The following is a 12602-nucleotide window of genomic DNA, read 5'->3' on the forward strand; positions in this document are numbered from 1 at the left end:
GATCTGCTCTTCCGTAAAACGCTGCCTCTTCATCGTCCGTCTCCCTTCCATAGGGCCGGACTCTAAATCCTTCTGGACGAAAATCTCAGTGGCACGTCAATGCCTCTAATCTCTGCTGCTGCAACGGCTCAACAGAACCCGCAAAATTGGCCACCTCGTCATTCTTGATCAAAATTGGAAGCGCATCCGCAAGTATCGGCAGCGCAAGAGCTCCACAATCTTGTAGAAACCTCTCCATATCAGTTTTGAGTTGCGGCGAGTTCCATGGCGACCGCCCTTCATCCCACAAGAAAACCTGACTGCGCCATTTTATCCAGAGCGATGGCTCCAGCCTATGCGGTTCCGCACCTGCTCGGAGACGCCACAGCGGCTTATAGTCACGCGAGAAGAGAACCTTAGCGCCGTCTTCCTCGACCCAATATCCGTACGGCAGGTAGAGACGCATCGGGAGAAACATCGGCGGAGGATTCTGCGGCGAAATATATTCAAAGTCGGCAACGGTCCCGACGTTTTTCTCAGTAATAACCGTCGTGACGCGATCAAAGCACCGCAAAATAACGGCCTCTCCGTTTCGCCCCGGCGACCTCAATGTACCAACCGCGCCGCGCATTCGTCGACCGGCGGGCGGTAGCACCGTTCGGCGCCAGCACTCCAAACGAACCTCGATCTGATCAATAAGGCTGCATGGCAGATCACCCGAGAGCCTTGACTCTGCCAAGGCATATTGGGCATCGCCGTCAGGAACCCCGACTGCATTCGCCAACATGATCGTCAACGAAGCTTGGCGCTCAATGAAGTCTGCCTTTGTCAATTCCTGATCCAGCAAGCTTTCGGCGCCCTGAGTATGATTTTGTTCAAAATCATACCAGTCACGATATCCACATGCTTGTGCAATGCCCTTCTGCGCTACAGACAGAGAGACACTTAGGCGTTTGGAGATATGCTTCGCTGCCTTCTTGGGCCGCGTAAGATTCGGAAAAAATAGCCTCATGGTCATCCTCTCAAGGCGCGTAACCACGGGTATGTCCACTAAACCCTGACGCGCACTCGAAAGAGAGCCACGATCAGCCAAACATCCTTGCCCCTAAGGCTTCGCCAATGTGGACGGCGCGGGAGATGTCTCCGCTTCACACACGCTACATGACGAATGCTCAGCGTCAATACCAGTTAGAGATTTTCGGATTAGAATTTAATTTTGGTGCGGTCCGCACTACTTTGAAAAAGTGCGTAACTAAGGAAAGCCGATCCTCATGGCCAAGCTTCAGATTTATCAATTCCCCGCGCTGAAGGACAATTACGGCTATCTGGTCCATGACTCCGCGACGGGCGCCACGGCGGCGATCGACACGCCCGAGGTGGCGGCGATCCTGAACGCGCTCGACACGACCGGCTGGCGGCTGACGCATATCCTCAACACGCATCATCATTTCGACCATGCGGGCGGGAATGCCGAACTGAAGGCAAAGACCGGCTGCACGATCATCGGTCCGAAGGGCGAGAAGGATCTCATCCCCGGCATCGACCGCGCGGTCGGCGAAGGCGATATCGTAGAAGTCGGATCGGCACGCGCCCGTGTCATCGAGGTGCCGGGACATACGCGGGGTCATGTCGCCTATCACTTCGCAGATGACCATGTCGTCTTCGTCGGCGACACGCTTTTCGCCCTTGGCTGCGGGCGTCTTTTCGAGGGTACGGCCGCGCAGATGTGGACCTCGCTCGGCAAGCTCATGGCGCTACCGGACGACACGACCGTCTATTGCGCCCATGAATATACGCAGTCCAACGCCCGCTTCGCGCTGACCGTCGAGCCGCATAATGCGGCGCTTGTCGCCCGCGCGAGCGAGATCGACGAAAAGCGGGCGCGCGGCGAATGGACCGTGCCGACCACCATTGCGCTCGAAAAGGCGACGAACCCGTTTCTCCGCGCCGCGAGCGCCGATCTTCGCGCGACCATCGGCCTGACAAACGCCGCCGACGTGGATGTCTTTGCCGAGACGCGGGCGCGCAAGGACAAGTTCTGACGATGGAAATCGCCACGCTCGACGCCGACGAGATCATCCGCCTGCTCGATCTCGCGCCCCACCCGGAAGGCGGCTGGTTCCGCGAAACCTTTCGCGACCATGCGGGCGAGCGCGCCCATTCGACGGCGATCTATTATCTGCTGAAGGCGGGCGAGCGCTCGCATTGGCATCGGGTCGATGCGGCGGAGGTCTGGCACTGGTATGCGGGCGGGCCGCTCGCCCTTTCCGTCTCGCCAGACAGCCAGTTCGCCGCTCGCCTTGTGCTCGGCCCGGACCTTGCCCAGGGCCACAGGCCGCAGCTCGTGGTGCCAGCCCGGCACTGGCAGGCGGCGGAACCGCTCGGCGCCTTCGCGCTGGTCGGCTGCACCGTTGCTCCCGGTTTCGACTTCGCGGGCTTCGAAATGGCCCAAAAAGGCTGGCGGCCCGGCGAATAGGGCAGCGAAGTTTCACTTTTCCCGTTTTGGGACAATGCTAAGCTCACCGGACCAGACCCGGGGGCGCAAACCTTGAAACCTCTTTTGCTGATGGCGGCTTTCCTGCTGGCCGGGCTTTCGCTCGGCCTGAGCGGGCCCGTGCGCGCGGAGGGCATCGCCTGTCCGACCGATCCACGCGCTCCGGCCCACACGCCAACCGTCGCATTGCCGACGCGGGGCGGCGCTGCCTATGGCACGATGCAATATGCTAAGGGCCAGATGCTTGGTCCGAAGGAAATCGCCCTCACCTTCGACGACGGCCCGGACCCTAAAACGACCGAGCGTGTGCTCGACATTCTGGACCGTCATTGCATCAAGGCGACCTTCTTCATGGTCGGATGGTACGCGCATGCGCGGCCGGACCTTGTGCGCGAGGTCGCGGCGCGGGGCCACACCATTGGCACCCATACCTGGTTCCACCCTAACAACCTGCGCCACCTGCCGAAGCCCGAGGCAAAGCGCGAAATCTCGAAAGGCTTCGCCGCCGTCGAGGCGGCGCTGGCCAGCGCCCCGCCCGCCTCGCAGGCACGGCTCGCGCCTTTCTTCCGCTTTCCGGGGCTCAACGACGAGAAGACGCTGCGCAGCTGGCTCGGCGCGCGCAACATCGCGACCGTCTCCTGTGATTTCGGCGCCGACGACTGGCTTAAGATTTCGAGCGCTCAGGTCTATAAGCGCGCGCTTGCCAATATCGATCAGGTCGGCCGCGGAATCCTCATCCTGCATGACACGAAGCCGCATACTGCGGACATGCTCTCCGACCTCATCGTAACGCTGGAAAAGCGCGGTTATCGCTTCGTGCAGCTCGTGCCCGAAAAGAACGGTCGAACGCTTGCGGCGAACGCACCCGACGCGCTGATCGGCCATCCGCATTCGCTGCAATGAGGAGCGCTGCATGGAAAAGCAATCCGGCCTCACGAGACGCGCGGCGCTTGCGCTGACAGTCAGCGCGGCCGGTATTATTGCCGCGCCCGCCATCGTCAAAGCCAATGCGCCCTACAAGCGCACGCTCAACATGCAGAGCCTCAATTCCGGCGAGAAGCTGAAGATCACCTATTGGGCGGATGGTGCCTACATTGACGAGGCGCGCGCGCGCATCAACTGGTTCATGCGCGATCTACGCACCGGCGAGACGACGCCCATCCACACCGCCCTTCTCGATCTTCTATGGGAGATTGACAGCCTGACGCCGTCGAACGAGCCGCTCTACGCCATGTCCGGCTTTCGCTCGGCGAGCACCAATGCCTGGCTTGCGGCGCATTCCGATGGTGTCGATCCTTCAAGCTTCCACATGCGCGGCATGGCTCTCGACCTGACGCAGGATTTCTCCGATCCGGAAATGATCTATCGCGTGGCGAAGAAGCTGAACAAGGGCGGCGTTGGCTTCTACCCCGTGAAGCACCCATTCGTGCATGTCGATGTCGGCCCGCCGGACACCTGGGTTTATCCGGCCCATGGCCGCCTCGATCGCGCGGAACAATATGACCGCGAGCAGGTGGAGAAGCAGAAGGGATAGGATTCGACGTCATGCCCCGCATGAAGCGGGGCATGACGCGATAAGTCTTATCCGGCGATGTACTGAGCGCCGTTCGCCGTGAAGGTCGCGCCCGTGATGAAGGCGGCTTTCTCATCGGCAAGGAAAACGACGCAATGCGCGATCTCTTCCGCCTTGCCCAGGCGCCCGACCGGGATCGTCGCAATGATGCTCTCGAGCACCTTGGGTGGCACGGCGGCGACCATCTCGGTGTCGATATAGCCCGGCGCGATCACATTGACTGTGATCCCCTTTTTCGCGACTTCCTGCGCCAGCGCCTTGGTAAAGCCGATGACGCCCGCCTTGGCTGCCGAATAATTCGTCTGGCCCATCTGCCCCTTCTGGCCGTTGATGGACGAGATGTTGATGATGCGCCCATAGCCGCGCTCGCGCATGCCTTCGATGAGCGGCTGGCACATGTTGAACATCGAATCGAGATCGACGCGCATGACATCGCGCCACTGCTGCGGCGTCATCTTGTGCAGCGTCGCGTCGCGCGTGATGCCCGCATTGTTGACGACCACGTCGACCGGTCCGAGATCGGCCTCGACCTTGGCGATGCCCGCCACGCAGGCGTCGTAATCGCCGACATCCCACTTGTAGGTCCTGATGCCCGTCTCTTTCGAGAAGGCCTCCGCCGCGGCGTCGTTACCGGCGTAAATGGCGGCGACCGTATAACCCGCCGCCTTCAGTTCGACCGAAATCGCGTGGCCAATGCCACGCGTACCGCCGGTCACAATTGCAACTTTAGCCATCTCTCGAGAACCTCTTCCTCGCTATTCGTGACGCTTGCGACCCCCGTCGCCGCCCACGACCCTCTTCACCCCGCGATAACCATCCGTAAACGGACATTGCCGCAAATTTCGCCTCAGCTCCGCTCGACGCAGAGGGCAATACCCATGCCGCCGCCGATGCAGAGCGTCGCAAGGCCCTTCTTCGCGTCGCGCTTTTCCATCTCATGGAGCAGCGTGACGAGAACGCGCGCGCCGGACGCACCGATCGGATGGCCGAGAGCAATCGCGCCGCCATTGACGTTGACCTTCGACACGTCCCAGCCGAGATCCTTGTTGACGGCAAGCGCCTGCGCCGCAAAGGCCTCGTTCGCTTCGACGAGATCGAGATCGGAAACCGACCAGCCCGCCTTCTTCAGCGCCGCGCGTGCCGCGGGGATCGGGCCTGAACCCATCAACGCGGGCTCGACACCGGCCTGCGCCCAGGACACGATTTTCGCCAGAACCTTGCGGCCTTCCTTCTTCGCGCGTTCCTCACTCATCAGAACGAGAGCCGCCGCGCCGTCATTGATGCCGCTGGCATTGGCCGCCGTCACCGTGCCACCCTCTTTCTGGAAGGCAGGTTTCAGCCCCTTGATGCTTTCGAGCGTCGTGCCCGGCTTGATATATTCGTCATCGGCGACGACTGTCTCACCCTTGCGTGTCTTGATCGTGACGGGAACGATTTCGTCCTTGAAGCGGCCCGATTTCTGCGCGGCTTCGGCCTTGTTCTGCGAGGCGACGGCAAAAGCGTCCTGCTCCTCACGCGTGATCTGCCAGCGCGCGGCGACGTTTTCCGCCGTCTGGCCCATGTGATAGCCGTGGAACGCATCCCACAAGCCGTCCTTGATCATCGTGTCGACGAACTGGATATCGCCCATCTTCTGTCCCGAACGCAGATAGGCCGCGTGCTGCGCCTGGCTCATGCTTTCCTGACCGCCGGCGACCACGACCTCGCTGTCGCCATTGACGATCGCCTGATAGCCGAGCGCAACCGCGCGGAGACCGGAACCGCAAAGCTGGTTGACGGCCCAGGCCGGCACTTCGACCGGAAGGCCCGCATTGATCGAGGCCTGACGCGCCGGGTTCTGCCCCTGCCCCGCCTGCAGGACCTGCCCCATGATGACTTCGGAAACTTGCGACTTGTCGACGCCCGCGCGCTCCAGCGCTGCACCGATGGCGATGCGGCCGAGTTCATGCGCAGGCATGCTCGAGAGAGCGCCGTTGAACGAACCGACGGGCGTGCGCGCCGCGCCGACGATGACTACACCGGTGTCGGAATTGCTCATGACTTTCCTCAGAAGTTTCTGGCCCCGGCTATGCCACATGGAGCCTTGCGGGAGATCGCTGAAGAATGCCCGAGCAAGCTCCCCCGGTAAACGGATTTCTGTGCAATGCAACGTGGGGACTTGCGCGTTGCAACAATACCGCGTCAGAATGAGCGGCAATAAGAGGGGGACCGGGAGCATGACCGCCGAAAACGGCGCCAATACGATGTTTCCGATCGCGCGGCTCACGCTCGGCGCGAGCTGCTATCAGTGGAGAGATTCAAACCGTGGCAAAAAAAACCGCCTCCACGGAAGGTGACGTCATTGTCATCAAGAAATATGCGAACCGGCGTCTCTATAACACCGCGACGTCGAGCTATGTGACCCTCGATCATCTCTGCGAGATGGTGAAAAAGGGGCAGGATTTCGTCGTACATGACGCCAAGACGAACGAAGACATTACGCGTTCCGTTCTCGCCCAGATCATTTTCGAAGAAGAAGGCAAGAGCGGCCAGAACCTCCTGCCCATAAAGTTCCTTCGCCAGATCATCCGCTTTTACGGCGACAGCCTCCAGGGCTTCATTCCCTCCTATCTCGAACTCAGCATGGACGCATTCTCGCGCGAGCAGGAGAAAATGCGTTCGAAGATCGCCAGCGCCTTTACCGGCGGTCCGCGCCTCGGCCAGTTCGAAGATCAGATCCGCCAGAACTTCGCCATGTTCGACAGCGCCATGCGCATGTTCTCGCCCTTTGCGCCGCGCACCAAGTCGCAGCGCCCTGACGAGGAGCAGACCCCGGAAGCTGCCGGAAGCGAAGCGGAGCCGACCGCAAGTGCGAGAGAGCGTGAGATCGAAGAGCTGAAGCGGCAGATGTCCGCCATGCAGGAGCAGCTCGAATCTCTCGTCAAAAAATAGACGTCAGCGCCGGGCCTGAACCGATCAGGCCCGCGCGGTTGATTGTGCCGTTTGTTCCGGCAAGGTGAGCTGCGGCTCGCCGAGATAGAACCCTTGCAGATATTCGACGCCGAGGTCGCGCAGCATCGCGACTTCATCGGCATTGCTGACCCATTCGGCGACGGTGGGCAGATTGAAATTATGCGCAAGCTCCACCAGCGTCTTGACGAAGAACTGGTTGTCCCGGTTCTCGAGAAGGTTCTGCACGAAGGAACCATCGATCTTCACCAGATCGACATCGAGCGCGCGGAGATTGCGGAACGATGTATAGCCGGCGCCGAAATCGTCGATGGCAATCAGGCAGCCCAGATCGCGAAGCTGCGAAACGAAGTCCGCCGTTTCAGCAATGTCCTGAATGGCGACCGTCTCGGTGATCTCAACTGTGAGGCGGGCTGCAAGGCTCAGGTCGGCGCGCAACTGCGCCACAAGCCCGTCGAGCCACATGCGGTCGCTTGTCGTCCGTCCCGACACGTTGAGCGCGAGCTTCACGTCGGGCCGTGCGCGCAGCGTTTCGATCGCAAGCTCCATGACGCGATAGTCGAGAAGCCCGATGAGGCCGAGCTTTTCCGCTATCGGCACGAAATTGCCCGCCGCGATGATGCTGCCGTCCTCGCGCATGAGACGGATCAGGCATTCATAGATTTCCACTTCGCCCGACTGCGATGAGAAAATCGGCTGATAGGCGAGGCAGATGCGCCGGTCATTCAGCGCGGAGATCAGCTCGTCCGCAATGTCTATATTGCGCTGACGCGTCTTCTCGCGTTCACGCGACGGTGTGTAGACGACATAGCTGTCGCGATGCGTCTGCTTGGCGGACATCAGTGCTTCTTCCGCATGGGCGAGCGCGGCTTCAACCGTCTGGGCATGGAAAGGCAGCGAAACGCAGCCGCCGGACATGGTTATCGCCACAGGCCCGCGCGATGTCTGAATCACCTGGTCGCGCACGGAAGCGAGCATCCGCTCCGCAATGATGGAAAGCCGCTCCGGGCTGCAATTCCTGAGCGCGACACCGAACTTGTTGCCGGAATAACGGCCCAGCGCGTCGGCCCTGCGTGAAAGGCCGCGCAACCGTTCCGCAACGCCGACAATGACCTCATCGCCGACATCGAAACCGTAGGAATCGTTGATCCGGGCGAGATTGTCGATCGCGAGAAGCAGAAATGCGGAAGGTGCCCGCGCCTGCACAACGACGTCGGCGAGTTCGCCCTTCAAGCGCACGCGATTGAGGAGGCCCGTGAGCTCGTCATAAGTCGACAGCCGGACGAGTTGGTCGTCGCGTACGCGGCGCTGGTCGATGGCGCGCAGCACGCCGACCGCGACTTCGGGCTTGCCTTCCGCGTCGGCGAACCAGCGGCCGCGGTCCTCGACCCAGCGCAATCCGCCGTAATCGTCCAGAAGCTGATATTCGATTTCGTAGCGCACACCCGAGCCGTTATCGCTCTCGCGCGAATACATTACCGCCTCATAGCGGCTCGCCCCTTTTTGGGACATGGAGCGGGCGCCGAAAGCGCGGCCCGTCCTGAAGCATTCCGGATTGGCGACGCCGAGCAGCGACTCGACGCCCTCGCCCCATTCGATCAGGTCATCCTTGATGGACCAGCGGTAGGCGACGTCGCCGACGGCGCTGACGACATCGGTCGAACGCCGCGCCGGCACGTTTTCCGGCTTATGACCGGGCCTGAAAGTATCACTGTCCACGTCTTGGCCTCACCTGCTCGATTGATCCGGCGATCCGGTGCCATCGCGCCCTTCTGGGCGATCCGTTGAGCAGGTTGCAGTTTCGGCGCGAGGTCTTAAGATTCCGCCAAGCGACGTGGCGACTAAAGTTTTAACAAACGTGGTTAATGGAACCGCGGCACGTCGTGGCAGGTTTCTTGCTCCCTGTTGCGGCAGGAGACATGCGAGCGGGACAGACGAAGATATGGAAATCAGGCGTATCGGCACATCGGCGCAATCGCCTTCAACGGGAAGGAAGGATACGTCGCGCGCGCAGAGGCAGCAGGCCGCGGAGGCGCAGCCTGCGTCCTTGCGTGCCGGCCTTTTCGCGTCTGGCATGTCCGGCACGCGCGCGCCGCAGAGCTTTCGCCCCGTCGCTGCCTTCCTCGCTCAATATGTCGATCAGAGTTTCCCCTGGACCCGCTCGCCCCAGCGCAAGGACCGCAAGCGGCAGCGCGCAACCAGCGCCTATATCACGGCGGATATGCTGCCGGACCTTCTGGCCGAAACGCTCCGCCTGCGCATAGTCGACCGAAAATTCTGAAGACCTGAAGTCAGCCCAGCGGACGCGTCGCGATGATGAGCGATTGCAGATCCGCAATCGCTCGCTCCATGCGGATGAGGCGTTGTTCCATCTCATCGAGCTTTGCCAGAACCGCCGCGCTGTCGCCCGGCGACTTTGGCGCGGGCGTCGGCGTGGCAATGCCGGCGCGGGAGACGACTTCGGTAATGGGTTCTTCCAGAAGCCGCGCCAGCATCGTTACATGATTGGACGAAAGTTCGCGCTGATCCTTGAAGACCTCGTCCACTTGCTCGCGGGAAAGGCGGAGCGCGGCGGCAACATCATCCCGCGTCCGGCCTTTCGTCTTGAGCTTCGCGTCGAACCATTCCTGATCGAAGAAAAGAGCCATGGGTCCTCAACGTCCCTTAAACACCGGCGCCCGCTTTTCGATGAAGCTTGCGACGCCTTCGCGATGATCCTCCGTCTGGAAGAGGCGGCCCAGCGTACCGCTGACCCAGCTTCCGATCTCACGCAGATCGCCATTGGCGGTACGGCGCAAGCCTTCCTTCATATAGCGCAGCGCGAGCGGCGGATTGACCGCGATGCGGCCCGCCATTGCCATGGCACGCTCCATCAAGTCGCCATGTGCCGTGACCTCGGTAACAAGGCCGATCCGAAAGGCTTCCTGCGCATCGATGATGTCGCCTGTAAAAAGAAGTTCCGCCGCCTTCGCGGGGCCAACGATCGCGGGCAGGCGCCAGAGCCCGCCCACATCGGAGATGAGTCCGCGTTTGATGAAGAGTTCACCGAACTTCGCCTGCTCGGACGCGATGCGTATATCGGCAAAGAGCGACAGTTCCATGCCCCAGCCGACCGCCGACCCGTTGACGGCGGCGATGACAGGCCTGTCGCATTCGAGCGCGGCGACGGCGGCGGGCGTCGGCTCCGGCCTGATGCGGGTGAGGCTCGCCACGCTCGCATCATGCTGCTGGCCCGTCATCATTTCCTTCACATCCTCGCCAGAGCAGAAGGCGGGATCGGCGCCGGTGATGACGACGCAGCGAACATCTGCGTCTGCGGCCGCGGCGCGGAAGGCGCATTCGACTTCGTCATATGCCCGACGGTTGAGCGCATTGCGCCGCTCAGGCCGGTTGATCGTAATCACCGCGACATGATCGCGAACCTCATAACGCAGACATTCAAATTCGGATGTCGGTATCGGCGCCCTCGCATACATGTTTTCCTCCCCATTATTTTTATGAGAGCAAGCCTAGCCTCATAAAATCGCGGGGCAAGAGCCATGGGCGCCAACGCCAATCAGCTGAACGCCGCGAGAGCGTTGGCGCTGGCGTCACCGAGCTTCGTTCCGCCATCCACGTCGATGATCGAGCCGGTGATGTATTTGGCGTTGTCGGTCGACAGGAACATGGCCATGTCGGCGATGTCGGTCTTGGTGCCATAGTCGCGCAGAGGCAGACGCGCCTTCACATGTGCTTCGGCTTCCGGCGTCGGCGCAAGGCGAGCCATGCCTTCCGTGTCGGCGATCGGTCCAGGCGAGATCGCGTTGACGCGCACGCCGGCCGGGCCCCATTCCATGGCGAGGCACTTTGTCAGCATGTTGATGCCGGCCTTGGCCGCGCAGACATGCGCCTGGAACATCGACGGGTTGATCGCCTGCGGCGCGGTGATCGAGATCAGCGATGCGCCCGGACGGTTCAGATACTGGAACGAGGCGCGCAGCACATGGAACGTGCCGATGAGGTCGATGTCGACGACCGTCTTGAAGCCGTTGGACGACATGCCCAGCGCGGGAGCGACGAAATTGCCGGCGGCGCCCGAGATCACGATGTCGATCTTGCCGAACCTGTCATGCGTGGCCTTCAGCGCCTTGTCGACCGAGTCGAAGTCGCGCACATCTGCGACCATGCCGATCGCCTCGAAACCTTCGTCGGTGATGGTCTTGGCCGCTGCCGTGATCTTGTCATGGCTGCGGCTTATGATGGCGACCTTGGCGCCCGCCCGAGCGAAATGCTGCGCAATGCCGAGATTGATGCCGCTCGAAGCGCCCGCCACGAAGGCGACCTTACCCGCGAGCACCTTGTCCTTGAATGCGTTAGTCATAGTGTCCTTCCTGCTTTCGATTCGGGCGCCGGTTCCAATCGCCAGCGCATTCCTTATTTGCTGGCGAGCATCAAGCCTGCACTCGCCGACCCCTGCAAGACCCGAAGACGAACAAGACCTGTCCGCATTTGTGGCAACCGGCGGGACTCTCTAGAATGCCCAGCCTGCCGCTGCGTCGCGGCGGAGGCGGAGACAAGAAAGAATGGCGATCCTCAAAGGCGTGGCTGCGATCGTGGCCGCGATCCTCCTGATCCTGCTGGTGTTCTATTGGGCGGCGGGCCGGGCCAAGCCAGCGCTCGACGCCAATTTGCGCGAGGCGCTCCAGAAGCAGGGGTTCGCCCATGCCTTCATCGAACTCCCGGACGGCACAGTGCATTACCGGCTCGAAGGCCCGGCGAACGGGCCGCTCGTAGTGCTCATTCACGGCTTTTCGCTGCCATCCTTCGTTTTCAACGATTATGTGAAGCCGCTGACGGATGCGGGCTACCGCGTCCTCACCTTCGACAATTACGGCCGCGGCCTCTCCGACCGGCCTGCCGTGGACTATGACGCCAACCTTACGGACAGGCTGATCCTGAACCTCACGGACAAGCTCGGCCTTGCGGCGCCCGCGCATTTCGTCGGCTATTCGATGGGTGGCACAGCCGCCGTCATCTTCGCCGCCCGGCACCCGGAGCGTGTCCGCTCGCTCACACTCATCGCGCCCGCGGGACTTGGAGTTACACCGAAGCTCAAGGACGGTATTCTCGCCCGTCCGATCATCGGAGAGTGGGTCTCGCGCATGTTCGGCCTGCGGATTTTTCACGACATTGCCGCCGATGAGGCCAAATCCGCGCCCGATCCCGTCCGCTTCCTTGCCGATTTCGACCGCCAGATGGACTATCGCGGCTATGGCGATGCGCTGGTTTCAACCATCCGTCACTATCCGCTCGATAGCGCGCAGGTCGACTATGCCGAAGCCGGGCGATCGGAACGGCCGGTTCTGGTCGTCTGGGGCGAAGCGGACGAGACCGTGCCCTTCAGCACCTCGAAAAAGCTGATGGCGCTGATGCCCCGCGCCCAACTCCATTCCTACCCCGGGCTCGGGCACAATATCGCATTCTCTCGTGCGTCTCTCGTGAGCGGCCTTATCCTCGACTTCCTTGGCGGGCAACAGGGTGGCGCAGCAGGCACAAAATCGTCGATGCGGATCGAGGCGAGACCATCAGGCGGGGCTGCGGCGCCAGCACAGAGATAATGCCGCAAGG

At 61.6% G+C, this 12602-nt stretch carries 14 protein-coding genes; 7 read left to right on the plus strand and 7 right to left on the minus strand.

Annotated elements, in window-relative coordinates:
* Positions 1-85 precede the first annotated feature (85 nt).
* The gene (locus F2P47_RS01895; RefSeq protein WP_152214475.1) at positions 86-991 is read right to left on the minus strand and encodes a hypothetical protein; all 906 of its coding nucleotides are present in this window, start codon (positions 989-991) and stop codon (positions 86-88) included.
* Between the two features lie 259 nt (positions 992-1250).
* On the opposite strand from F2P47_RS01895, the gene gloB reads away from it, so the two are divergent.
* The 4 genes from gloB (at position 1251) to F2P47_RS01915 (ending at position 4007) form a co-directional block, all read left to right on the plus strand.
* Complete coding sequence (gene gloB / locus F2P47_RS01900; RefSeq protein ID WP_152214476.1) at positions 1251-2021, plus strand: hydroxyacylglutathione hydrolase; 771 nt, start codon at positions 1251-1253, stop codon at positions 2019-2021.
* 2 nt (positions 2022-2023) lie between these two features.
* The gene (locus F2P47_RS01905; RefSeq protein WP_152214477.1) at positions 2024-2455 is read left to right on the plus strand and encodes a cupin domain-containing protein; all 432 of its coding nucleotides are present in this window, start codon (positions 2024-2026) and stop codon (positions 2453-2455) included.
* A gap of 72 nt (positions 2456-2527) precedes the next feature.
* Entirely contained in the window at positions 2528-3376 is an 849-nt protein-coding gene (locus F2P47_RS01910; protein ID WP_152214478.1) for a polysaccharide deacetylase family protein, read from the plus strand.
* 10 nt (positions 3377-3386) lie between these two features.
* A complete protein-coding gene (locus tag F2P47_RS01915; protein ID WP_152214479.1) occupies positions 3387-4007 on the plus strand; it encodes a YcbK family protein in 621 nt (206 codons plus the stop codon).
* A 47-nt stretch (positions 4008-4054) separates the two neighbouring features.
* On the opposite strand, the gene phbB is transcribed toward F2P47_RS01915, so the two are convergent.
* Complete coding sequence (phbB, locus tag F2P47_RS01920; protein ID WP_185680893.1) at positions 4055-4780, minus strand: acetoacetyl-CoA reductase; 726 nt, start codon at positions 4778-4780, stop codon at positions 4055-4057.
* Between the two features lie 113 nt (positions 4781-4893).
* Positions 4894-6084: an acetyl-CoA C-acetyltransferase gene (locus F2P47_RS01925; protein WP_152214480.1), complete on the minus strand. Its 1191-nt coding sequence runs from the start codon at positions 6082-6084 to the stop codon at positions 4894-4896.
* Positions 6085-6350: 266 nt separating this feature from the next.
* Here F2P47_RS01925 and phaR point away from each other — a divergent pair, with 266 nt between their 5' ends.
* Entirely contained in the window at positions 6351-6977 is a 627-nt protein-coding gene (gene phaR, locus F2P47_RS01930; protein ID WP_152214481.1) for a polyhydroxyalkanoate synthesis repressor PhaR, read from the plus strand.
* A 24-nt stretch (positions 6978-7001) separates the two neighbouring features.
* Here the strand turns inward: phaR and F2P47_RS01935 are convergent, their stop codons facing one another.
* Positions 7002-8714 (minus strand): putative bifunctional diguanylate cyclase/phosphodiesterase, encoded by a 1713-nt coding sequence (locus F2P47_RS01935; RefSeq protein ID WP_152214482.1) that lies wholly within the window; start codon positions 8712-8714, stop codon positions 7002-7004.
* Positions 8715-8937: 223 nt separating this feature from the next.
* Here F2P47_RS01935 and F2P47_RS01940 point away from each other — a divergent pair, with 223 nt between their 5' ends.
* Positions 8938-9276, plus strand: a complete 339-nt coding sequence (locus F2P47_RS01940) for a hypothetical protein (RefSeq protein WP_152214483.1) — start codon at positions 8938-8940, stop codon at positions 9274-9276.
* Between the two features lie 10 nt (positions 9277-9286).
* Here the strand turns inward: F2P47_RS01940 and F2P47_RS01945 are convergent, their stop codons facing one another.
* The 3 genes from F2P47_RS01945 to F2P47_RS01955 all read right to left on the minus strand — a co-directional run bounded on the left by F2P47_RS01945 (position 9287) and on the right by F2P47_RS01955 (position 11355).
* Positions 9287-9643 carry a DNA-binding protein gene (locus tag F2P47_RS01945; protein ID WP_152214484.1) on the minus strand — a complete coding sequence of 119 codons (357 nt, stop codon included), beginning with the start codon at positions 9641-9643 and terminating at the stop codon, positions 9287-9289.
* Between the two features lie 6 nt (positions 9644-9649).
* On the minus strand, positions 9650-10471 hold the full coding sequence (locus tag F2P47_RS01950) for an enoyl-CoA hydratase/isomerase family protein (protein WP_152214485.1): 822 nt from the start codon (positions 10469-10471) through the stop codon (positions 9650-9652).
* A gap of 80 nt (positions 10472-10551) precedes the next feature.
* The gene (locus F2P47_RS01955; protein ID WP_152214486.1) at positions 10552-11355 is read right to left on the minus strand and encodes an SDR family oxidoreductase; all 804 of its coding nucleotides are present in this window, start codon (positions 11353-11355) and stop codon (positions 10552-10554) included.
* Positions 11356-11557: 202 nt separating this feature from the next.
* On the opposite strand from F2P47_RS01955, the gene F2P47_RS01960 reads away from it, so the two are divergent.
* Positions 11558-12592 (plus strand): alpha/beta fold hydrolase, encoded by a 1035-nt coding sequence (locus F2P47_RS01960; RefSeq protein WP_152214487.1) that lies wholly within the window; start codon positions 11558-11560, stop codon positions 12590-12592.
* Positions 12593-12602 lie beyond the last annotated feature (10 nt).

It is taken from the genome of Parvibaculum sedimenti, assembly GCF_009184905.1.
GTDB classification, from domain to species: Bacteria; Pseudomonadota; Alphaproteobacteria; order Parvibaculales; family Parvibaculaceae; genus Parvibaculum; species Parvibaculum sedimenti.